The sequence below is a fragment of the Methylobacterium sp. E-005 genome, assembly GCF_022829725.1.
Taxonomy (GTDB): domain Bacteria; phylum Pseudomonadota; class Alphaproteobacteria; order Rhizobiales; family Beijerinckiaceae; genus Methylobacterium.
Window position 1 is genome coordinate 66,710 of the sequence record NZ_JAKSYG010000097.1, and the last position, 21,029, is coordinate 87,738.

The following is a 21,029-nucleotide window of genomic DNA, read 5'->3' on the forward strand; positions in this document are numbered from 1 at the left end:
GGATCCCGGCAACCGCCAGTCGAACAACCCGCGGGCAGGGCGGAATGCATTTTAATCCCCGCCCGGATGGACAAAAATACATCGTCCGGACATGGAAAACCGGCCGCGCAACCGTGGCCGGGCACTTGTGCTGGCGACGCGCGCGCAACATATTCCTGACCGAGGCGCCAGCCTGGCGCCAGAGGTCCTGCGTGGGCCTCGCCCGAAACACCACGCTGAGAGAGCCTCCGCAAGGAAACTCCCATGGCATTCGAGAACAGTCCCTTCCGGTACGGCGCCCAGCAGCCGACGGGCTACGCCGGCACCCAGGTCGAGGTCGACCAGGGCCTGCGTGCCTTCATGCTCGGCGTCTACAACAACATGGTCATCGGGCTCGGGATCTCCGGTCTCGTCGCCCTCGGCCTGAACATGGCCTCGGTCGCGGCCTACCAGGGTACGCGCCCGATCCTGACCCCGTTCGGTCAGACCCTCTACCTGAGCCCGCTCAAGTGGGTGCTGATGCTGGCCCCGCTTGCGTTCATCTTCGTCTTCTCGATGCGGATGGACCGGATGTCGGCCTCGTCGGCGCGGACGATGTTCTTCGCCTTCGCGGCGGTGATGGGCGCGTCGATGTCTTCGCTCCTGCTGGTCTTCACCGGCGCGAGCGTGGTCCAGGTGTTCTTCATCACGGCGGCGGCCTTCGGCTCGCTGAGCCTGTGGGGCTACACCACGAAGCGCAGCCTCTCCGGCATGGGCTCGTTCCTGATGATGGGCCTGATCGGCATCATCCTCGCGTCGCTGGTGAACATCTTCTTCGCCTCGTCGGCCCTCCAGTTCGCCATCTCGGTGCTGGGCGTGCTGATCTTCGCGGGGCTGACCGCCTACGACACCCAGAAGCTCAAGGAGATGTATCTCTACGGAGGCTTCAACGGCGAGATGGCGGCCAAGATGTCGGTCAACGGCGCCCTGACGCTCTATCTCGACTTCATCAACATGTTCCAGTTCCTGCTCAGCCTGATCGGCGACCGCCGCTAGGCAAGACGGACTGACTGACGCACGAAACCCCGGCGGGCGACCGCCGGGGTTTCTTTTTGCCTGACGGGTCGGGGCGCGGGCGCTACCCTGGCCTCATGCTGAGAATCACCGGCCTCTCCGCCTTCCCGATCACGCCGAGCGACGCCGACGGCCGCGTCGAGGCCGACGCCCTGCGCCGGCTGCTGGAGCCGCTGGCGGCGGCCGGCGTCGATTCGATCGGCCTGCTCGGCAGCACCGGCACCTACGCCTACCTGTCCCGGGACGAGCGGCGCCGGGCGGTGGAGATCGCCGTCGAGACCGTGTTGGGCCGGACGCCCCTGCTGGTCGGCATCGGCGCGCTGCGCACCGATGACGCGATCCGCCTGGCCCGGGATGCGCGCGCGGCCGGCGCGGCTGCGGGTCTCCTCGCGCCCGTCTCCTACACGCCGCTCACGGAGGACGAGGTCCTCGCGCATTTCGAGGCGGTGGCGGGGGAGGGCGGCCTGCCGCTCGTGATCTACGACAATCCCGCCACCACGCATTTCCGCTTCGCGCCGGAGCTGATCGGCCGGATCGCCCGCCTGCCCGGCGTGGTAGCCGCCAAGTGTCCGGCGCCCGAGCCGGACGCCGCCGCGGCCGGGGTCGCCGCCCTCCGGGCCGCCGTGCCGACCGGGTTTCCCATTGGGTTCAGCGGTGACTGGAACGCGACCGAGGCCCTGATCGCCGGGGGCGCCGCATGGTTCAGCGTGGCCGCGGGCCTGTTTCCGAAGACGTGCCTGGCCCTCGCAAGGGCCGCCGAGGCGGGCGACGCGGACCGCGCCCGGGCGCTGAATGCCGAACTCGAACCCCTCTGGGCGCTGTTCAAGGCCCATTCGAGCCTGCGGGTGGTCTATGCGCTGGCCGGGATCCTGGGCCTCTGCCGGGCCGAGCCGCCCCGTCCGATCCGGCCGCTGGCGCCCGAGGTCCAGGCGGAGATCGCTGGGATGCAGCACGTTCTATCGCTCACGTGAAATCGACGGATCATGCGGCTTCCGTTTGAACGCCGCGGTCGCTGCAGCCCACACCATCATCACGAGCGCAGCGCCGTGACCCAGGCCGGCGCGACGCCGGACGACGTGGCGCCGGACGACGTGGCGCCACTGGATCGCTGCGCTCCGCTCGCAGAGACGGCGGGGTCGAACGCGTCAACCGGAGCGCGGTCTCACACCGCCCGGGGTGCCGGTTCCAGCACGGCGATCACCCGGGCGAGGTCGGTGCCGCGCTTCAGCACCTGTCCGCTGGCGGCGATCACCGCGTAGGCCCCCTGGCGGCGGGCGAGCTTCGGATCCTTCTCGATCCGGTAGAGCGGCATCTCGGAGGCGCGGCGATAGATCGAGAACACCGCCTTGTCGCGCCGGAAGTCGAGGGCGTAATCGCGCCATTCACCCGCGGCGACCTGCCGTCCGTAGAGGTTGAAGATCACGCGCAACTCGTCCCGGTTGAAAGCGATCTGGGGCGGCTCCGCGCGGACCGGGAAGGGGATCACATGGCCCGCCGCCTCGTCGGGCCCGGGCCCGGCGCCCATCCGCTCAGTCATTCGAACTCCCGCGCATCCTTGCTTTGCCGGATGATGGCCCCCGCCGGAGCGACCTGCAAGGGTGCCGGCCGGGCCAATCCGTGTCGCGCAGGACACACCCAAGAGACAAAAATCACCGTTCCGCCCAATTGATGCCTTTTGCAGGCCGCGCTGCAGGCTCACAACAGATGGTGAACCTCGCCGGTTTCTGACCGGCCGGCGCCCCGACCCAGCTCCCCAGCCCTCGGTCGCCGGTCGGGATCCCAGGACCCGGCACTCCGAGGTTTCGAGACCCAAGACTTCAGGCCGCCCCAACCGGGCGGCCTTTTTTCTGTTCGGTCCGGGCCTGGATGCTTGTATGCCACGGGTCATGGGCCCGCCCGCCTTCGACGACGCCTTCCTGCAGGATCTCGACGCGCTGTTCGCGTGGCGCCGGGACGTGCGCCGGTTCCGGACCGATCCGGTCGACGCGGACCATCTCGACGCGTGCCTGGCGGCGGCCCACCACGCCCCATCGGTCGGCAACAGCCGGCCCTGGCGCTTCGTGCGCGTCTCGGACCCCGACCGGCGCGCCGCCATCATCGCGAGCTTCGGACGCTGCAACGCGGCGGCGGCGGAGACCTACGATGCGGATCGGGCGGCGCGCTACCGGGCGCTGAAGCTCGCAGGCCTGCGGGAGGCGCCGGTCCACCTCGCGGCCTTCTGCGATTCGGCGACCGCGGCCGGCCTTGGGCTCGGCCGGGCCAGCATGCCGGAGACCCTGGCGTATTCGGTGGTCGGGGCGGTTCAGTGCTTCTGGCTGGCCGCCCGGGCGCGGGGGCTCGGCGTCGGCTGGGTCTCGATCCTTGAACCCGATGCCGTCACGGCGATCCTGGCGGTGCCGGAGACGTGGCGGCTCGTCGCCTACCTGTGCGTCGGACACCCGGTCGAGGAGCACCGCGATCCGGAGCTGGAGCGCCACAGCTGGCAGGAGGAGGATCCGCGCGGCCGGCGGCTGATCGAGCGCTGAGCCCTGACACAGCCAGACCCGAAGTCGTACCCAAGACCTCGGCGGCGAATTTACGTTGCTGCTTTACCGTGATCCGCGGTTTCAAGTGCCATCCACGCATCAACCATAGCTTTCGCTGGAACGCCAAGCTCGGCCGTGGATTACTCGGCCGCAGAAGATCACGCGTATCGGGGAACGAGTTATGTCGGGTCGGGTGGCGGCTGTATTCGGATTGGCCGGCGCGATGCTGGCTGGATGCTTCGGCGGCGCGCAGGCGCGCGAGATCGTGCCCTTCCAGAACGGCGTCGCGCCGGGCTCGATCGTGATCAGCGTGACCCAGCGCAAGCTCTATCTGGTCAACGGCGACGGGACGGCGATCCGTTATCCGGTGGCGGTGGGCAAGCCCGGCAAGCAATGGTTCGGCACCGCCGCCATCGACGGCAAGTACGTGGCGCCCGCGTGGTCGCCGCCGGACGAGGTCAAGCGCGACAACCCGCGCCTGCCGAACCTGATCGCGGGCGGCTCGCCGCACAACCCGATGGGCGCGGCCGCCATGACCCTGCAGGGCGGCCAGTACGCGATCCACGGCACCAACCGACCGAGCTCGGTCGGCACCTGGGCATCCTATGGCTGCATCCGGATGTACAATCAGGATGTGGTCGATCTCTACGCGCGGGTCGATGTCGGCACGCCGGTCTACATGACGCACTGACGGCGGCAGACCGAGACCGATGGGTTTGTTTCGGCTGTCCGAGCGGATGATGCGGGTCTCGACGGCTGCGATAAACGCCTCGACCCTCGCCAGCCTGCGCCCGACCGCGGTCTTTTCCGGCGTCGGCTCGGCCGTGTGGGGGTCATCGGCGGGGTAACCGAAAGCGGTCGCGCCGATCGCGCATCCTGCCGCTCCTTCATGATCCACGCGTTCGCGTCGGAGACGCTCATCGTGCTGGGCCCATCGCCCGGTCGAAAAGGAGAATGCCGTCCTTCGCCACATCGTGCGCCAGGGCGTTGATAGCGCTCCGGCGCGTCTCGAAGATTCTGCGACGCATCGGCGTGACCTGAACGGGCAAGCCGACGTCGCGTATGATCCGCCAAACCATGCTCGGCGTGTAAAGGCCGGGGGGAACATCGTCATCCAACAGGATGCAGAGGTCCCAGTCGCTGCCCGGGTCGTAATCGCCCCGGGCGCGGCTGCCGAACAGGATCACGCGCTCCACCGGCGCGATCGAACGAAGACGCTCCCACCGCCGCCGTGAGCGGCGGCGGCAGTCTCTCCTGGGCAGCCAGATCGCGCATCGTCGAGACTATACCGCACCGCGTCGCGATGTGCAGGCGTCAGGGGTGATTGTCACCCGGCCGGCGGCGCGGTCGCCTCGACGGCCGTGAAGGTCTCCAGGATCCGGTAGGTGTGCTCGGCCCCGGCCGGCACGCAGTAGGAATCGCCGGCCGCGAGCGCCACGGTCTCACTCCCGACCACCAGCTCGGCCCGGCCGCTGATCACGTAGCCCACGGTCTCGTGGGGGGAGGTGGTCATCGGCTTGTCGGTGTTCGGCTCCTCGGCGCGCCACATGCGCATGCCGAGACGCTCACCCCGGGCCAGGGTGATCTCACCGTGCGGCCCCTCGGCCGCGCCCCGGGCCGATACCTTCGTCGCCATCGCGTACTCTCCCTGTCGGTCAGGCAGGGGCAACGGCCCTCGGGCCGCCGCGTTCCGGCGTCAGAAGTCGACCGCGAGGCCCTTCACCTCCCAGTCGGCGTAGCGCACCGGTTCCAGGCCGCCGCGGCCCTGGCGCTCCGGCTTGGCGCTGATCTCGGCGGCGCGGGCATCGATCGCGGCCCGGCGCTCGGCCGCCTCCGCGAGGGCACGCTCCGCCGCGGGGCTCAGCCTGCGGGGGGTCGCACCGGCTGCGTTCGGGTTCTGTCTGTTCGGGTCTTGCATCGCGCTCGTTCGGGTGTGAGGGCGTGGATCGAGAGAATTCGGCTCCGGAGCAGAAGTGGCATCGCGGGACATCGGCCGCAACACGCGGCCTCAGACTTCAACGCCGGGGACGGGCGCCGAGACCGCGGGCCTCGGCACCCGGCGGGCGGCACAGCACGCGGTCGCGGCGCTGATCGGTCAGGACCGGCCGCCCGCCCTCGACGAGGCGCTGGCTCAGGCGATCCGCACCGAGGCGCTGGCGCCCGCAGACGCCGCCCTGGCGCGGGCGATCGCGGTCGCGACCTTCCGGCGCTACGGGCAGATCCGCGCCGCGCTCGCCCAGCGGCTGGAGCGCGGGCTTCCAACCGCCAAGCCCCAGCTCACGGCCCTGCTCGCCACCGCGACGGCCCAGATCCTCGATCTCGCGGTCCCCGACCATGCCGCCGTCGATCTCGCGGTGCGGCTCGCCAAGGCGGATAACCGGACGGCCCACCTCGCCGGCCTCGTCAACGCGGTGCTGCGCCGGATCGCCCGGGAACGTGACGCCATCCTGGCCGAGGGCGCCGACGCCCTTGCGACCAACACGCCCGACTGGCTCGCCCGCCGCTGGAGCGCCGCCTACGGGCCGGAGCGCGCGGAGGCGATCGCGCGGGCGCACTTGGCCGGCGCCGCGATCGATCTGACCCCGCGGGGGGACCCGGCGGACTGGGCCGAGCGGCTCGGCGCCGTGGTGCTGCCCACCGGCTCCCTGCGCCTGCCGGAGAACGGGCCGTCGATCCCGGACCTGCCGGGCTTCCAGGAGGCCGCATGGTGGGTACAGGATGCCGCCGCTGCGATCCCGGCCCGGCTGCTCGCCCCCAGGCCGGGCACCCGCGTGCTCGACCTCTGCGCGGCCCCCGGTGGCAAGACCCTCCAGCTCGCCGCGACCGGCGCGCACGTCACGGCAATCGACCGTTCCGCACCCCGGCTCGAGCGCCTGCGCGAGAACGTCGCGCGGCTCGGCTTCGACGTGGAGATCCGGGTCGCGGACGCCCTGGCGCTGGAGGGGCAAGCGCATGACGCGGTGCTGCTCGACGCCCCCTGCTCGGCCACCGGCACGATCCGGCGCCATCCGGATGTGGCCTGGACCAAGGCGGAGGCCGATATCGGCCGGCTCGCCGGGCTCCAGCGCAGGCTCCTCGACCACGCCGCCGAACTGGTGCGGCCGGGCGGGGTTCTGGTTTACTGCACCTGCTCCCTGGAGCCGGAGGAGGGCAAGGCGCAGGTCGCGGCCTTCCTGGCACGCGATCCCCGGTTCACACGCGTCCCGGTGCAGCCCGGGGAAGTGGGGGGCGATGCCGGGCTGATCGATGCCGCCGGCGATCTGCGCACCCTGCCGTGCCATCTCGCCGACGTCCCGGGCGCCCGCGGGGGGCTCGACGGGTTCTTTGCGAGCCGACTCCAGCGCGCGGGCTAGCGGTTTCATCCGTCTCACCCGGACACCAACGCGCTGCTAGGACAACGCTCTTCCCCCTCCGCCTGCGGGGCCGGGTGGGGTGGGGCAGGGGGCACAGCCGCGCCTCATCCTGCGTCACCCCCACCTCCAACGCTGCCCCACAGGGGCTCCGGACGACACGGGCTTGAGGCACAAAGCCGATGACGGCGCGCGACGCGCCCCCTCTCCCGTGCGGCCGCGGAGACCCGCATTCCTTCAAGCTGGCGGATGCGCGTGTCGAAACCGCAAACCTGCGTAGCCCGTAGCTCAACGGAAACAGGGAGCCCGGCGGGCAGCCCGTGCGAACAGCATGCCGCCCTTGACAATGTTCCTATTTTGTGCTCATTAGCCGCACCTGTCCGCGGCACTTCGGGAGCGATCCCGGGGTGTCCTTCGGGGGCCCGCCCGGTGGCTGACCGGGCGGGTCCGCGGATGGGGCGGTGCCCGCGTCGGTGGCTCTTCAGCCGCCATCGCCCCGGGCGGCGGACCGATACGGGGCGTGCCTCGGATGCGGGCGTGAGAAACACCGGGCCACCCCGGCAGGGCGAGGAAATGCGCCCCGCGCCGACCCGCTTCTGGGCCGACCCTGAGCCTCTTGCGGACCCGCCCACTACGAGGCGGGCACGGGCTGGAAGGCCCCGATCCTTTGTGGGTTCCGGAGGTGCCAGCACCTCGTCCGAGACCGTCTGCCGGGACGTCGCAGGATCGGGACCGCTGGAGCCACCGCGACGAGACAGACGGTACCGGGCCGGGATTACGCCTGCTCGATGCCGCGGGCGCCGCGGGGATCGGATCCCGCGCGTATCTGGCCGACACCTGGGTCCTCGCGGCGTCCCGCGTCCCTTCGTGTTGCGCTTCCGCCATGCCCCCGGCGCCGCAGGCGCGCGGGGACGATGGCGCGTGTCCGAGCGGCTCCGCCCGCAAGGGGCGCCGTCGACGCCGAACGACCCATGTCCGAGTTGATCATGACCGACCTGATCGAGACGCCCTGCCGATGACTGCCTTCCGACCCGGCGGCCTGTATCATGGCGCCATGACCGACCTCCTGGACCGAGCCATCGCGCGCGTCGGCGCGTCCCCCGCCGCCCAGCCGGACGATGCCGCCCGCATGCGGCTGCCGTTCGCGGGTGCGGCGGATGACCCGGTGTACCAGCTGACGCCGGAGGCGACGGATCTCACGGCGTCGAATACGGAAGTGCCACGCGGCGAGTTCGTGACGGACGATCAGATCCGCGCCATCTGGATGAAACATGGCCTGTGAGCGTTCGGTACCCCCCTCCGGCGGCGCGGCAGGTCGAGGCCGCGCTTGACTATCTGGCCGCGCAGTCGCCGGACGCCGCGCGGGGATTGCGCGAGCGCCTGCCCGCGGTGACGACGCTCTTGGAAGCTCATCCCTCCCTGGGGCACGGCACGGGCGTGGGGCATATCCGACGCTTTCCGCTTGGCACCCAACCTTATTCCGTGGATTCTTCGATCGACCGGGACGCGATCCTCGTGCACCGCATCCGTCATGCCTTCCGGCGGCCCCTGTCCTGACCGCGACACCCGGCCTTGCCCCGGAAAGTTGACGCCGGACCGGCAGGCTGCCATCCGCCCGGCAAAGCCCTGATCCTTGAGTCCCCACAGAATGACCGACCTCATCGAGACGATCCGCCGGACGCTCGTGCCGATCCACAAGGAGGGCTATCCCTTCATCCTGATCGGCATCGTGCTGACGGTGCTGGCCGGCTACTTCTCCCAGTTCTTCGGCTGGATCTTCCTGATCCTCACCCTCTGGGTCTGCTACTTCTTCCGCGATCCGGAGCGCGTCACCCCGGTGACCGACGGGCTGGTGGTCTCCCCGGCCGACGGCCGCGTGAATCTCATCGCCACCGTCCTGCCGCCGCCGGAACTCGACCTGCCGCAGGTGCCCACCTTGCGGGTCTCGGTCTTCATGAACGTGTTCGATTGCCACGTGAACCGGATGCCGGTCCCGGGGCGGATCGGCCAGATCCACTACACGCCCGGCCTGTTCCTCAATGCCGAGCTCGATAAGGCCAGCGACGACAACGAACGCAACGGCATGGTCATCGAGACCACCCATGGCGGAAGCCCGAAGCGCGTCGGCGTGGTGCAGATCGCGGGGCTGGTGGCGAGGCGCATCGTCGGGTTCGTCTCGGCGGGCGACGTGCTCGGCGTCGGCGAGCGGTTCGGGCTGATCCGCTTCGGCTCGCGGGTGGACGTCTACCTGCCGGCGGGCGCGACCGTGCTGGTCGGCCTCGGCCAGAAGGCGGTGGCGGGCGAGACCGTGCTGGCCGATCTCGCCGGCGGCTCGGATCGTGTGTTCAAGCGGATCTGACCCGATGGACGATCTGTTCCCGCCCTTCGCGCCCGATCCGAACGAGCCGCGCCCGCGCCGGTTCAAGCCGGTGCCGTTCCGGATGATCGCGCCCAACATGATCACCCTGATGGCGCTCTGCCTCGGGCTGACCGCAATCCGCCTCGCCTTCGAGGGCAAGTTCGAGCCCGCCGTGATCGCCGTGGTGGTGGCGGGCGTGCTCGACGGCATCGACGGGCGGGTGGCGCGGCTGCTCAAGGGCACCTCGCGCTTCGGGGCGGAGCTCGATTCCCTCGCCGACTTCGTGAATTTCGGCTGCGCCCCGGCGCTCATCCTCTACGGCTTCGTGCTGTTCCACCTGAAGTCGCTCGGCTGGATCATCGCGCTGATCTTCGCCATCGCGATGGCTTTGCGCCTCGCCCGCTTCAACGCGATGCTGGACGACCCGAACCGCCCGGAATGGAAGAAGGATTTCTTCGTCGGTATGCCGGCGCCGGCGGGCGCGCTCACCGCGATGCTGCCGCTCTACCTACACTTCCTGGGCTTCGGCCTGGAGCGCTGGGCGGCCCCCGCGATCCTGATCTACGTGCTGTGCATCGCCCTGCTGGTCGTCTCCACGGTCCCGACCTACTCGGGCAAGACCATGGGCAAGCGGGTGCCACGCAGCCTCGTGCTGCCGATCTTCCTGTTCGGCGTGGCGGCCTTCGGCATCCTGATCAGCTACCCGTTCGAGGCGCTTGTGGCGGTGAGCGGGGGGTATCTCGTGACCATCCCGGTGGTCGCCGCGCAGTATCGCCGTCGCCTCAAGGCGGAGCAGGCCGCGGGCACCGAGGAGCGGCCGGTCGCCGTCGCCTCGGAATAGAAGCTGGTCGTCGCGGGATCCGCCCCTACCTTGGCCGTGTCCGGCGAGGAGGATTCGGGGATGCTCGAAGAATTCAAAAAATTCGCGCTGCGCGGGAACGTGGTCGATCTCGCGGTCGGCGTGATCATCGGCGCCGCCTTCGGGGCGATCGTCAATTCCGCGGTCCAGGACATCTTCATGCCGGTGATCGGCGCGGTCACGGGCGGGCTCGATTTCTCGAACTACTACATCCCGCTCTCGTCCAAGGTTCAGGCCGGGCTGCCCTACGTGGACGCCAAGAAGCAGGGCGCCGTGATCGGCTACGGCCAGTTCCTGACCCTGACGCTGAACTTCGTGATCGTGGCCTTCGTACTGTTCCTCGTGATCCGGGCGATGAACCGCCTGCAGCACGCCCAGCCCAAGGAGCCGGAGGCCGTCCCGGCCGACGTGAAGCTGCTCTCGGAGATCCGTGACCTCCTGGCGGCGAAACCCCGGGTCTGACCCGTCAGTTGCCGTGCCGGTCCGGTTCCTCGGGCTTGACACCCAGCGCGTCGAGGATCTGGTCGAGGGCCTGGCCGACCGCTCCGGTACCCTCCTCGTGGGTCTTCAGCCGGGTCTCGAGGCGGCGGATCTGCGGCTCGAACACCTCGGGCACGGAATCGTCGCCGAGGAAGCGCGGCTTGTCGGCCTCCACCGGCAGGACGCCGCGGAGCTGCTGTCCAAGGTGGTCGCGCACCGGCTCGGGGAGCACGGCGCCGGGGTCGGGAGAATCGTTGCTCATGGTCGCCTCACGGGTCGAACCGCCTATCAACGGCCAGTCGGATGAAGCGTTGCGCCGACAGCCGCACCAAGAGAAGGGACCCCGGAGCCGGGCTCCGGGGTCCCATGGGCCGATGCGGGATCGGCCCGCAGGCTTAGTCGATCACTTCGACGATGCGGTGGCCGCGATCGACCAGCACCGGGCGATCGTTCACCACGGTGTAGCGGTAGCCCGGCTGCACGCGGTACTCGCTCGGCACGTCGTAGTAGGTCACGCCCGAGGACGGCAGGGTGGATCCCACGGCGACGCGGCCGTCGTAATCGTACGAGCGGACATTGCGCTCGCGGACATAGCTGCGGAAGCGCGGGGCCATGTCGACGCCGAGGATGCCGCCCACCGTGCCGGTGGCCGCACCGACGGCGCCGCCGACGATCCCGCCGATCGGGCCGGCCGCATCGGCACCCGCGGCCGCGCCGCGCTCGGCACCCGGGATGGTGCCCTGGGCCTGGGCGGCCAGCGGCAGCGACAGGACGAGGGCCGAGGCGGCGATGAGGGTCTTGATGGTCATACGGGATTGCTCCGTTCCGTGGCGTTCCGCCGCGGACACGCGGCGAAGCTCGGGCCGGTAACGTCCGATACCCGGAATCGGATGCATCGCTTTTTGCGGAAGACCGCCGAGGGCTAACGCCGCCTTACGCGTCCTTGGGCATCGCCGACTGGATGAACCGGTCGGAGCCGAGATCCTCCTCGTCGTAGCCGAGCAGCTCCGCCAGCCGGCCCCGGGCACGGCTGACGCGGCTCTTCACGGTGCCGACCTTGCAACCCATGATCGTGGCCGCCTCCTCGTAGGAGACGCCCTCGGCACCGACCAGAACCAGGGCCTCGCGCTGGTCCGGCGGGAGCTTCGCCAGAGCCGATTGCAGATCCTCGACGTCGAGCCGGTCGCCCTGGTGCGGGGCGGTGGCGAGCCGGGCCGCGTAGGACCCGTCCTGATCCTCGACCTCGCGGACGCGCTTGCGGTGATCCGAGTAAAAGATGTTGCGCAGGATCGTGAACAGCCACGCGTTCAGGTTGGTGCCCGGCTGGAAACGGGCGCGGTGCTGCCAGCCCTTCAGCAGGGTGTCCTGCACGAGGTCGTCGGACCGGGCGGGGTTCGAGGTCAGCGACAGTGCGAAGGCGCGCAGGGACGGGACGGCGGCGAGCAGCCCGTTGCGGAATTCCGGCTCGATCGCCTCGCCCCGGGCGCGGAGCGCCGCCTCCAGCTTCTCGATCAGCTCGGCGAAGCGGGACGGGAGCAACTCCTCGCCGATCCGCTCGTAGACGGTGCGCAGGTGCTCGCCGAGATGCGTGCGGATGCCGGCGTTCAGGTTCGGGCGGCCATCCCGAGTCCCGCCCTCCTGGGACAGGACGGTATCGGTGTCGTCGCGGGTCATGCGGTTCGCACTCGTCAGCTCATCGTGGCTCGACCGCGGTCCCTCAAGGGTCGAGGCGGATCGCTTGCCGGCCTGAAATCAGGGCGAGTTCGGGCCGATGCGCTCCTGTTACGGGCGTTCTAGCGCATCGGACGCGGGCATGCACCCTCGGCCCACTGACTTATGATAAGCTTGCCGCCCGCAACAGACGGACCGTACCGTCCCGCAGGGTCAGGACGTCGCCGCGGGCGAGGTCGGTCCAGCGCTCGTCCCGGGTCAGCGCCTTCGTGGCGATGACGGTGACGATGTCGTGCTCCGTGGTCTCCCGGGCGAAGTCGACCTGCCAATCCTCGTCGATCAGGGTGGCCTTGCCGAAGGGCGCGCGGCGGGTGAGGTAGCAGAGGCGCTTGCCGCAATGGGCGTAGAGGGTGCGGCTGTCGGTCAGCAGCATGTTGAACACGCCGAGGCCGTGCAGCGCGCCGGCGAGGTCGGCGACGGCCCGGTCCAGGGCCTCGGGCCGGGGCAGGGCCTTGTAGCGGTCCTGCAGGCGGCCGAGCATCCAGCAGAAGGCGTGCTCGCTGTCGGTGGAGCCGATCGGCATGAAGCCGCCGAGCGGCAGCCGCTTCACGCCCTTGAGCTGGCCGTTATGCGCGAAGGTCCAGCGGCGGCCCCACAATTCGCGGCTGAACGGATGGGTGTTCTCCAGGCTGACCCGGCCGCGATTGGCCTTGCGGACATGGGCGACCACGATCCGGCTCTTGATCGGCATATCCCGCAGGAGCCGGGCGAGCTGCGAGCGGGCGCTCGGCTCCGGCTCGTGGAAGCTGCGGCAGGTGCGGCCGTCGTAGAAGCTGATGCCCCAGCCGTCGGCGTGGGGCCCGGTCTCGCCGCCGCGCCGGGCGAGGCCCGCGAAGGAGAAGCGGATGTCGGTCGGCACGTTGGCGCTCATGCCGAGCAGTTCGCACATCGTCTGTCAGCCGGGCCATGCGGGGAAGCGGCGACGTGTAGGAGTGTTCGGCCGTCCCGACAACGGCTTTCGCGCGGATCACCGCGCCAGATAGTCGGTCAGCGTCATCCCCACCATGATGGCGACCCAGAAGAAGCCGAGCCCCGAGAACAGCCGGATCAGCGGCGGCTCGTGGATCACCTCCATGGAGACGAGGAGGATCAGCGCCACCATCACAGCCACGACGAGAAGCTCGACGATCCAGACCTGCGCGAAGGGCAGGGTGGCGCCGAGCGTCACGTTGACGGCGAGCAGGGCGAGCAACGCCAGGAAGGTCAGCACCGGCGTACGCAGGCGCTTGCGGAGCAGGACGCGGTCGTCGGCGCTCAGGGTCGCGAGGGGGTTCCGCATCCTACCGGTTCACCACGTACAGGATCGGGAAGGCCAGGATCCAGACCAGATCGATGAAGTGCCAGTACAGGCCGTAGACCTCGATCCAGTTCTGGTGTCGCGACAGGAACCCGGCCTTGGCGGCCATCCAGGTCATGGCGAGCAGGAGCGCGATGCCCGTGAACAGGTGCAGCGCGTGGAGCAGCGTCGCCACGTAGTAGAGGTTCACGAACAGCCGCGCCGCCGGCGTCTCGGCGAGGGCAAAGGGCCGATGACTGAGGAACGGCATCATGTGCTCGTCCCAGTCGGCGTAGTACTCGTAGCCCTTCAGCACGAGGAACAGGCCGCCCAAGGCCGCCGTCGCCAGCATCGCCCGCACCATGGCGCGCTGCCAGCCCATCCGGGAGAACTCGATCGCCATCGACATGGTGAGCGAGGAGCAGATCAGCACCACGGTGTTCGTGGCGCCGATCCAGAACTTGAGGTGCTTGGCCGCCGCGATGGTTGCCTCGGGATGCTGGATCCGGGTGATCAGCGCCACGAGGAACAGGGCCGAGAACAACAGCAATTCGGTGATCAGCCACGCCCAGATGCCGAGCGTCGCCGCCTCGCGCTGCTGGGCGACGCTCTCGAAATGCTCGGCGCGGGCGACTCCGACGCCGTCGGCCAGACCCTCGCTCATCCGTGCTGGTCCCGGGATTCCTGGGCCTGGATCGGATAATCGTAGGGGATGCGCGGCACCTCGGGCGGGGACAGGAAATTGTGCGTCGGCGGCGGGGACGACGTCTCCCATTCGAGCCCCTTCGCGTTCCAGGGGTTGGCGGGCGCCTTCCGGCCGAACCACAGGGAATAGACGAGGTAGAGCATCGGGAAGATGTAGCCCGCCGCCAGGATCGTGGCGCCGGCCGATGACAGGACGTTGAGGAGCTGGAACTCGGCCGGATAGGTCGCGTAGCGCCGCGGCATCCCGAGATAGCCCAGGATGAATTGCGGGAAGAAGGTTACGTTGAAGCCGAGGAAGATCAGCAGCGCCGAGACCCGGCCCCAGGGCTCGCTGTACATCCGGCCGGTGAATTTCGGCCACCAGAAATGCAGGCCGCCGAGGAAGGCCAGCACCGTGCCGCCGACCATGATGTAGTGGAAATGCGCGACCACGAAGTAGGTCGCGTGGATGTGCTGGTTGATGGCGAGCGTCGCGAGGTAGAGGCCGGTGAGCCCGCCGAGCACGAACAGGCCGATATAGCCCATCGCGTAGAGCATCGGCGTGTCGAGGCGCAGGCTGCCCTTATGGATCGTGGCGGTCCAGTTGTAGACCTTCACGGCCGAGGGCACCGCCACCGCGAAGGAGAGCGCGGAGAACACCAGCGAGGCCAGGTCGCTCTGGCCGTTGACGAACATGTGGTGGCCCCAGACGAAGAAGGTCACCGAGGCCAGCCCGATCGACGCGTAGGCGACGAAGCGGTAGCCGAACAGCTTCTTCTGCGCGAAGGCCGGGACGATCTCGGAGATCACCCCCATGCCGGGCAGCACCATGATGTACACGGCCGGGTGCGAGTAGAACCAGAACAGGTGCTGGAACAGTACCGGGTCGCCGCCATAGGCCGGATCGAACACCCCGATGTGGAAGGCGCGCTCCGCGATCAGCAGGATCAGCGCCGTGGTGATCACCGGCGTCGCCAGCAGGAAGATCAGGCTGGTGGCGTAGTGCGTCCAGACGAAGATCGGCAGCTTGAACCACGTCATGCCGGGCGCCCGCATGGTGTGGATCGTGACCACGAAGTTGAGCCCCGTCAGGATCGACGAGAAGCCCACGATGGTCACGCCGATCAGCGCCGGCAGCACCCAGGTGTTGGAGAAGGCGGTGGAGAGCGGCGCGTAGAAGGTCCAGCCGGTATCGACGCCGCCCAGCACCACCGAGACCAGGGTGAACAGGGCGCCGGTCATGAACACGTACCAGCTCGTCAGGTTGAGTTTCGGGAAGGCGAGGTCCTTGGCCCCGATCATGAGGGGGATCAGGAAATTGCCGAAGGTCGCGGGGATCGACGGGATCAGGAAGAACCAGACCATCACCACCCCGTGGATGGTGAAGGCCTTGTTGTAGGTGTCGTTGGTCATGATCGCGCCGTCCGGAACGATCAGCGCAAGGCGCACCACACCCGCCGCCAGGGCCCCGATCACGAAGAAGCCGGTGATCGACGCGAGATAGAGGATCGCGATGCGCTTGTGATCGGTGGCGAGGAACCACGAGCGCAGGGTCGATTCCGCATGCAGGTAGTCGGGCTTGCGCCCGATGGTCGATTCCGGAGTGTGGGGTTCGCGGCGGGCGGTGCCGCCGATGCTGCCCGATGCGCTCATCGTGTCGCCCCCGCCGGCGTCGCGTCGGCGGCCTTACCGGCGGCCGGACTCGAATAGGATTTCAGGAAGTCGATGAGGGTCCCCAGCTCATCCGCCGGGATCCGGCCGGCGAAGCTTGGCATGACCTGTTTGTAGCCCTCGGCGAGCCGGTCGCCGTTCGGGTTCAGGATCTTGTCGCGCAGCCATCCCTCGTCGGCCGTGACGGTGCGGCCGTCGGCGAGCTTGACCTGGGATCCATAGAGCCCGGCGAGGCTCGGCGCCTTCACGGCCGATCCGGGCTCGTGGCAGCCGGCACAGCCATAGGCCTCGTAGAGGGCGCGACCCGCCGCGACCTTGCCCTGCTGGGCGCCCGCATGGGTCAGCCAGTCCTGATAGTCGCCGGGGTTCATGAAGGTGACCTCGCCGCCCATCACCGAATGGTCCGTGCCGCAATATTCCGAGCAGTAGAGATGATAGGTGCCGATCTTATCGGCCTTGAACCACAGGTCGGTGTAGCGGTCGGGCAGGGCGGCGACCTGCATCCGCACCGCCGGGAGGTAGAGGGCGTGGATCACGTCCTGGCTGATGATGTGCAGGCGGATCGGCTGGCCGATCGGCAGGTGCAGGTTGTTGATCTCGGACTGGCCGGTCGGGTGCTGGAACTTCCACATCCATTGCCGGCCGACCGCCTCGACCACCATGGCGTCGGGGGGCGCGTTCTTCGACTGGATGAACAGCTTCGCGCCCCAGACGAAGAAGATCAGCGTCAGCAGGAACGGGATCAGCATCCAGCTGATCTCGATGAGGTTCGAGCGAATTCCGGAGGGCTGCCGGTTCGCCTCCGAGCCCTCCCGGTAGCGCACGGCGAAATAGGTGATCGCCACGAACACCGGCACGGTGAGCAGCAGCGTCAGCACCGTGAAGGCCAGGATCAGCAGATCGGTCTCGGTCGCGGTGGCGGAGACCGCGGCGGGCCAGAGCTGGAGGGATTCGTGGCTCGGCGTCATGGTGCGGCGGGCTCCACCGTTTCGAGGGAGCGGCCCACGGTCAACTCCATGGCGCGGTCGAGCGGGATGCGGGCGCGGGTATGCGCCTCATCCCGGTAGCCGTAGCCGGCGATCCGCGCCTCGGTGGCGGCCCGCTCGCGGTCGATATCGGCATAGGGATTGGCCTGGAGGTTCGGGGGTGACGGCGCGAGGCGGGCGGTCTGCTGGGGCGTGAGCGCCGGCAGGGCCCGGCGCTGGCTCGCCGCGAAGGTGTGCATCAGCCAGATCATGGTGCCGATCACCGCCAGCGCCGTGAGGCCGAGGCCGCCCATGACCAGGGCGGTGTTGCGGACGTTGACGTCGCGCGTCTCGTGCCCGGGATCGTTCGGATCGCGCTGCGTGTTGGCGGGCGGACGCGGCGGGCGTCCGTTCAGGACGCCGCTGCCGCGCAGGGTCAGCCCGGCCAGGATCGCCGGGATCAGCCCGGAGGGTCCGCCCCCGCTCATGCCGGCCTCCCGGCGCGGCGGGCCGCGGAGGCGACCCGGTCGGCCCGCGGCCGCAGGAACGGCCGGAGCGCGGCGGCGAGGCAGGCCACGCCGCCGGCGGCGAGCGCGTCGCTCGGGCGGAGCACGAACCGGTCGCGGATCGCCGGGGTGATCAGCCAGAACATCTCCAGGGCATGCACGGCGAGCGTCGCGCCGGCCAGGATCCGCGTGGTCGGGCGGCCGGGCCGCAGGGTCGCGAGGCCGGCCAGCACCACCACGGCGCCCGCCACGATCGACAGCGCCCGCCCGAGCCAGCCACCGCGGGCGAAGTACCACGACACCTCCGGCGGCAGGTTGGCCGACCAGACGATCAGGAACTGCACGAAGTGCAGGTAGGCCCAGAGCCCGAGCAGCACCACGAGGGGCACCAGCCGGCCGCGGCCCGGCGCCGTGCGGCCGCGGCCGACAGGCTCGGGCTCCTCCCAGGCAAGCAGGATCGCCGCCGCGAAGGCCAGCCCGCTCCAGGCGGTCATGACCTGCAGGCCGAGCAGCGTCGAGTCGAGGCGCGGGTCGAGCGACGCGATCACATCGGTGACGAACAGGGTGCCGATCACCGCGTGGAGCCCCACCGCCGGGACGGTCCGGCGCTCGCCGGGGGCGTCGAAAGGCTGAGCGAAGCGGAGGGACAGCCAGATCCAGGCGGCGAGGTAGGCGATCACCCGGGCCACGAAGAACGGCACCATGAACCAAAGGGCCGCCAGCGGCGTGTGCGCCGGTTCCCGCACCCACGGGTAGAGCAGCGCCGCGGCGGCGAGCACCGGAAGCCCCAGCACGGCGGCCGCCGGCATCAGCGCCATCAGGCGCCGCAGGCCCGCCATCATCTCGACGCCGCCGCGTTCGCGAACCCGCTTGCCGAAACGCTCGGCCACGATGACCACCGGCAGGGCGCCGACCGGCAGGGCGAGGAGGACGAGCCACGCGGCGAGATACGAGGCCATCGCCCCGCGCCAGCCGCCCGCGAGCAGGCAAAGGGCCAGGAGGACGAGGCCGGCGAGGCCCAAGAGGGCGGGGTGGCGGGCCGGGCGGCTCATCGCGCCGCCTCCAGCCGAGCCCGGTCCGGCTCCGGCAGGCTCGCCACCGGGGCGTCCTGGCTGAGCTGGAGCGCGCGCACATACGCGACGATCGCCCAGCGGTCGGCGGACGGGATCATCTGCGCCATGCCGAACATCGCCTTCCGGCCGTTCGAGATCGCGTCGTAGATTTCGGCCGCGGAGGCCTTGCGCTGGGCCTCGCCCGTGAGATTGCCGGCATGCGGGAAGCCGCGGGCCACGATCATGCCCTGGCCGCGCCCGTCCTGGCCGTGGCAGGGGGTGCAGAACACCGCGTAGCGTTGCTGGCCCCTGTCGAGCAGGTCGTGGCTGATCGTCTGCGGCTGCGGTGCGGGCGTGGCGGGATCGCGGCGCGGCACCGTGCCGGCCACCGGCTGGCGCATGGTGATCTCGCGCGGGAAGAACGGGTTCTTGTCCCAGGTCTTGGCCCGGGCCTGATCGGCCATATCGGCCTCGCCGCACGCGCCGAGCGGCGCCAGGGCGAGGAGGACGAGGGGGAGGGCGGTCCTCATCGCGGGATCCGCCGGATCTCGAGGGGTCGCCCGGCCTCGGCCGGCAGGCCGACGAGCCGCCGCTCGATGCGCTCCGCGTCGAAGTGGTCGTCCCGCGCCTCCGCGGTCAGGAAGAAGCGGTCGTCCGAAGCGCGCAGGAAGCCCGGGATGTTGAAGGCCGGATGGTTCAGCCGCGGCAGGCGGTTGAGCACGAGCAGCGCGAGGTGGATCGCGACGCAGCCCGCCATCATCGCGAAGGAGATGCTCGGCACGACGAAGGACGGCCAGGACAGGCGCGGGCGCCCGCCGATCAGAAAGACGTAATCGTAGGCGGTGGCGTAGACGCACATCGCGAAGAAGCCTGCCCCGCCCAGGAGCGCCCCGGCGAGCGCGTAGGGCAGGATCGAGCGGCCCTCCAGGCCGAGGGGCCGGAGCGTGCGGGGCATCGGCACGGGCCCGTGCCCGTCGAGGTGGACATGGTCCGGGCTGAGGCCGGAGACCGCCTGGAGTGCGGCCGCAAGGTCGCCCTGGCTGGCGAAGCTCGCCGAGACGCCCCAGAACGGCCCGGGGCCGGCGCGCTCCTCGGGCCGGGCTGCCGCCCGGGACGCGGCTTCGCGCGCGGCTTCTTGAACAGCCGGAGCCTCAGTCAGGGCGAGGCGCCGGCTCTCGACGATCGAAACCGCCGGCAGGTAGCGCAGGAACAGGAGCAGCAGGGTCAGGAACAGGCCGACCGAGCCCGCGAAGGTGGCGATGCCCCAGATGTCCACGCCATAGGGCAGCCTGGAGGAGGGCAGAAAGTCCTGCGTCAGGGTCACGATGAGGACCATGACGTGGTCGGCATAGGCCCCGACGGCGACGAGCAGCCCCACCGCGGCCAGCGCCACCGGCGCCGTCCGGGCACGCGCCGACCACAGGATCTGCGCCGGCAGGACGAGGCAGAGGATCGCCGTCCACGAGACCAGGGCGTGGTCGCCGGTCATGCGCCGGGCGAGGACGCCGCGCGCCTGGGCGTCGCCGTTGAGGAAGGTGTCGAAATATTCGGCCGCGTAGCAATAGGCGCTGGCGCAGCCGAGGCAGAGGAGCAGGCGTCCCAGCACGTCGAGGTGGCGCGGGGTTACCAGGGCGTCGAGGCCGTAGACGAGGCGGATCAGCATCACGATCACCGCCGTGACGCCGACGCCGGAATAGACCGCGTTGACCAGGAAGCTCACCGGCACGAGCGTGCTGTGCCAGCCCGGCATCAGCGAGCCCGCCAGCATCACCGAGGCGCCGGTCTGGACCGAAACCACCAGCAGCACGCCGAGCAGTGCCACCGTCCGGTAGGCCTGGACCCAGATCTGCCAATGGGCCGCCGAGCCGCGCCAACCCGAGGCGACGATGCCGTAGACCTGGGCCCGCAGCAGGGCGCGCTTGCGGGTCGCCGCCTTGGCGTCGGCCTGGCGCATCGCCTCGACCTGGGCGCGGTCGCGCAAGGTCGCGAGATCCGGGAGCAGGCCGATGAACCAGAGACTCACGCAGATCACCAGGAACGACACGATGTCGATCGCATCCCAGAGGAGCGGCGAGCGGAATTGCGGCCAGAGGTCGTAGGTGTTGGGGTAGGGCAGGTTCCAGAAGAAGAACCACGGCCGCCCGAGATGGATGATCGGGTAGAGCCCGGCCGCCGCGGTGGCCAGCAGCGCCAGGGTCTCGGCGACCCGGTTGACCGCCCCGCGCCACTCGGCCCCGAGCAGGAGCAGCACGGCCGAGACCAGCAGGCTCCCCGAAGCCACGCCGATCCACCAATCGTAGCTCGCGATGTCGAGGGCCCAGACGACGGCGTTGTTGTTGCCCCAGATCCCGGGGCCGGTGGCCAGCAGGTAGCCGAGGGTGAGGAGGAACAGGCCGAGCAGCGCGGCCGCCCCCGCGAAGGCGATCCACCAGCGCCGGTTGCCCGGATGGGTCAGCGGGATCGCCGTGACCGTGCCGCCGATCCCCTGGAGGGTCTCGTCCGGCCGGATCAGGGGGCCGCCTGTGACAGAACCGGCCAT

Annotated in this window: 26 protein-coding genes; 10 read left to right on the top strand and 16 right to left on the bottom strand. The window is 70.0% G+C overall.

The window, feature by feature from the left end:
* Window positions 1-243: 243 nt before the first annotated feature.
* Together MKK88_RS11525 and MKK88_RS11530 are read left to right on the top strand one after the other, a co-directional pair.
* Complete coding sequence (locus MKK88_RS11525) at window positions 244-1,014, top strand: Bax inhibitor-1/YccA family protein (RefSeq protein ID WP_243999752.1); 771 nt, start codon at window positions 244-246, stop codon at window positions 1,012-1,014.
* Between the two features lie 95 nt (window positions 1,015-1,109).
* Window positions 1,110-2,003 carry a dihydrodipicolinate synthase family protein gene (locus MKK88_RS11530; RefSeq protein ID WP_243999753.1) on the top strand — a complete coding sequence of 298 codons (894 nt, stop codon included), beginning with the start codon at window positions 1,110-1,112 and terminating at the stop codon, window positions 2,001-2,003.
* Between the two features lie 191 nt (window positions 2,004-2,194).
* Here MKK88_RS11530 and MKK88_RS11535 read toward each other — a convergent pair whose 3' ends face one another.
* On the bottom strand, window positions 2,195-2,569 hold the full coding sequence (locus tag MKK88_RS11535; RefSeq protein ID WP_243999755.1) for a DUF2794 domain-containing protein: 375 nt from the start codon (window positions 2,567-2,569) through the stop codon (window positions 2,195-2,197).
* 349 nt (window positions 2,570-2,918) lie between these two features.
* On the opposite strand from MKK88_RS11535, the gene bluB reads away from it, so the two are divergent.
* Together bluB and MKK88_RS11545 are read left to right on the top strand one after the other, a co-directional pair.
* Window positions 2,919-3,557, top strand: coding sequence for a 5,6-dimethylbenzimidazole synthase (gene bluB / locus MKK88_RS11540; protein WP_243999838.1), 639 nt, complete (start codon window positions 2,919-2,921; stop codon window positions 3,555-3,557).
* 181 nt (window positions 3,558-3,738) lie between these two features.
* Entirely contained in the window at window positions 3,739-4,248 is a 510-nt protein-coding gene (locus MKK88_RS11545; protein WP_243999757.1) for a L,D-transpeptidase, read from the top strand.
* A gap of 226 nt (window positions 4,249-4,474) precedes the next feature.
* Here MKK88_RS11545 and MKK88_RS11550 read toward each other — a convergent pair whose 3' ends face one another.
* Genes MKK88_RS11550 through MKK88_RS11560 form a run of 3 tightly spaced genes read right to left on the bottom strand, consistent with a single transcriptional unit; the run spans window position 4,475 to window position 5,475 of the window.
* Entirely contained in the window at window positions 4,475-4,825 is a 351-nt protein-coding gene (locus MKK88_RS11550; RefSeq protein WP_313902310.1) for a nucleotidyltransferase domain-containing protein, read from the bottom strand.
* Between the two features lie 59 nt (window positions 4,826-4,884).
* Window positions 4,885-5,193 (bottom strand): cupin domain-containing protein, encoded by a 309-nt coding sequence (locus MKK88_RS11555; protein ID WP_243999761.1) that lies wholly within the window; start codon window positions 5,191-5,193, stop codon window positions 4,885-4,887.
* A 60-nt stretch (window positions 5,194-5,253) separates the two neighbouring features.
* Complete coding sequence (locus MKK88_RS11560; RefSeq protein ID WP_243999762.1) at window positions 5,254-5,475, bottom strand: DUF1674 domain-containing protein; 222 nt, start codon at window positions 5,473-5,475, stop codon at window positions 5,254-5,256.
* Between the two features lie 55 nt (window positions 5,476-5,530).
* On the opposite strand from MKK88_RS11560, the gene MKK88_RS11565 reads away from it, so the two are divergent.
* The 6 genes from MKK88_RS11565 to mscL all read left to right on the top strand — a co-directional run bounded on the left by MKK88_RS11565 (window position 5,531) and on the right by mscL (window position 10,587).
* Window positions 5,531-6,910, top strand: coding sequence for an RsmB/NOP family class I SAM-dependent RNA methyltransferase (locus MKK88_RS11565; RefSeq protein WP_409566646.1), 1,380 nt, complete (start codon window positions 5,531-5,533; stop codon window positions 6,908-6,910).
* 1,051 nt (window positions 6,911-7,961) lie between these two features.
* A complete protein-coding gene (locus tag MKK88_RS11570) occupies window positions 7,962-8,189 on the top strand; it encodes a hypothetical protein (protein ID WP_243999764.1) in 228 nt (75 codons plus the stop codon).
* Window positions 8,186-8,464 carry a type II toxin-antitoxin system RelE/ParE family toxin gene (locus tag MKK88_RS11575; RefSeq protein ID WP_243999766.1) on the top strand — a complete coding sequence of 93 codons (279 nt, stop codon included), beginning with the start codon at window positions 8,186-8,188 and terminating at the stop codon, window positions 8,462-8,464. The genes MKK88_RS11570 and MKK88_RS11575 overlap by 4 nt, the downstream gene beginning before the upstream one ends.
* A 91-nt stretch (window positions 8,465-8,555) precedes the next feature.
* Window positions 8,556-9,266, top strand: coding sequence for a phosphatidylserine decarboxylase (locus tag MKK88_RS11580; RefSeq protein ID WP_243999768.1), 711 nt, complete (start codon window positions 8,556-8,558; stop codon window positions 9,264-9,266).
* A gap of 4 nt (window positions 9,267-9,270) precedes the next feature.
* Window positions 9,271-10,107 carry a CDP-alcohol phosphatidyltransferase family protein gene (locus MKK88_RS11585; protein ID WP_243999770.1) on the top strand — a complete coding sequence of 279 codons (837 nt, stop codon included), beginning with the start codon at window positions 9,271-9,273 and terminating at the stop codon, window positions 10,105-10,107.
* A 60-nt stretch (window positions 10,108-10,167) separates the two neighbouring features.
* Window positions 10,168-10,587 carry a large conductance mechanosensitive channel protein MscL gene (gene mscL / locus MKK88_RS11590; RefSeq protein WP_243999772.1) on the top strand — a complete coding sequence of 140 codons (420 nt, stop codon included), beginning with the start codon at window positions 10,168-10,170 and terminating at the stop codon, window positions 10,585-10,587.
* A 4-nt stretch (window positions 10,588-10,591) separates the two neighbouring features.
* Here mscL and MKK88_RS11595 read toward each other — a convergent pair whose 3' ends face one another.
* The 12 genes from MKK88_RS11595 to MKK88_RS11650 all read right to left on the bottom strand — a co-directional run bounded on the left by MKK88_RS11595 (window position 10,592) and on the right by MKK88_RS11650 (window position 21,029).
* Window positions 10,592-10,867: a hypothetical protein gene (locus tag MKK88_RS11595; RefSeq protein WP_243999774.1), complete on the bottom strand. Its 276-nt coding sequence runs from the start codon at window positions 10,865-10,867 to the stop codon at window positions 10,592-10,594.
* 133 nt (window positions 10,868-11,000) lie between these two features.
* Window positions 11,001-11,414: a DUF1236 domain-containing protein gene (locus MKK88_RS11600; RefSeq protein WP_243999776.1), complete on the bottom strand. Its 414-nt coding sequence runs from the start codon at window positions 11,412-11,414 to the stop codon at window positions 11,001-11,003.
* 124 nt (window positions 11,415-11,538) lie between these two features.
* Entirely contained in the window at window positions 11,539-12,279 is a 741-nt protein-coding gene (locus tag MKK88_RS11605) for a NepR family anti-sigma factor (protein WP_243999778.1), read from the bottom strand.
* Window positions 12,280-12,439: 160 nt separating this feature from the next.
* Window positions 12,440-13,225: a class II glutamine amidotransferase gene (locus MKK88_RS11610; RefSeq protein WP_243999780.1), complete on the bottom strand. Its 786-nt coding sequence runs from the start codon at window positions 13,223-13,225 to the stop codon at window positions 12,440-12,442.
* A gap of 78 nt (window positions 13,226-13,303) precedes the next feature.
* Window positions 13,304-13,615, bottom strand: a complete 312-nt coding sequence (locus MKK88_RS11615; protein ID WP_243999782.1) for an oxidase — start codon at window positions 13,613-13,615, stop codon at window positions 13,304-13,306.
* A gap of 1 nt (window position 13,616) precedes the next feature.
* Window positions 13,617-14,276 (bottom strand): cytochrome c oxidase subunit 3, encoded by a 660-nt coding sequence (locus MKK88_RS11620; RefSeq protein WP_243999784.1) that lies wholly within the window; start codon window positions 14,274-14,276, stop codon window positions 13,617-13,619.
* Complete coding sequence (locus tag MKK88_RS11625) at window positions 14,273-15,949, bottom strand: cbb3-type cytochrome c oxidase subunit I (protein ID WP_243999786.1); 1,677 nt, start codon at window positions 15,947-15,949, stop codon at window positions 14,273-14,275. The genes MKK88_RS11620 and MKK88_RS11625 overlap by 4 nt, the downstream gene beginning before the upstream one ends.
* Window positions 15,946-16,935: a cytochrome c oxidase subunit II gene (coxB, locus tag MKK88_RS11630; RefSeq protein ID WP_243999788.1), complete on the bottom strand. Its 990-nt coding sequence runs from the start codon at window positions 16,933-16,935 to the stop codon at window positions 15,946-15,948. Before coxB ends, MKK88_RS11625 begins: the two co-directional genes overlap by 4 nt.
* Complete coding sequence (locus MKK88_RS11635) at window positions 16,932-17,420, bottom strand: hypothetical protein (protein WP_243999790.1); 489 nt, start codon at window positions 17,418-17,420, stop codon at window positions 16,932-16,934. Before MKK88_RS11635 ends, coxB begins: the two co-directional genes overlap by 4 nt.
* Window positions 17,417-18,490, bottom strand: coding sequence for a hypothetical protein (locus tag MKK88_RS11640; protein ID WP_243999792.1), 1,074 nt, complete (start codon window positions 18,488-18,490; stop codon window positions 17,417-17,419). The genes MKK88_RS11635 and MKK88_RS11640 overlap by 4 nt, the downstream gene beginning before the upstream one ends.
* Window positions 18,487-19,020 carry a c-type cytochrome gene (locus MKK88_RS11645; protein WP_243999794.1) on the bottom strand — a complete coding sequence of 178 codons (534 nt, stop codon included), beginning with the start codon at window positions 19,018-19,020 and terminating at the stop codon, window positions 18,487-18,489. Before MKK88_RS11645 ends, MKK88_RS11640 begins: the two co-directional genes overlap by 4 nt.
* On the bottom strand, window positions 19,017-21,029 hold the full coding sequence (locus tag MKK88_RS11650; RefSeq protein WP_243999796.1) for a DUF3341 domain-containing protein: 2,013 nt from the start codon (window positions 21,027-21,029) through the stop codon (window positions 19,017-19,019). The genes MKK88_RS11645 and MKK88_RS11650 overlap by 4 nt, the downstream gene beginning before the upstream one ends.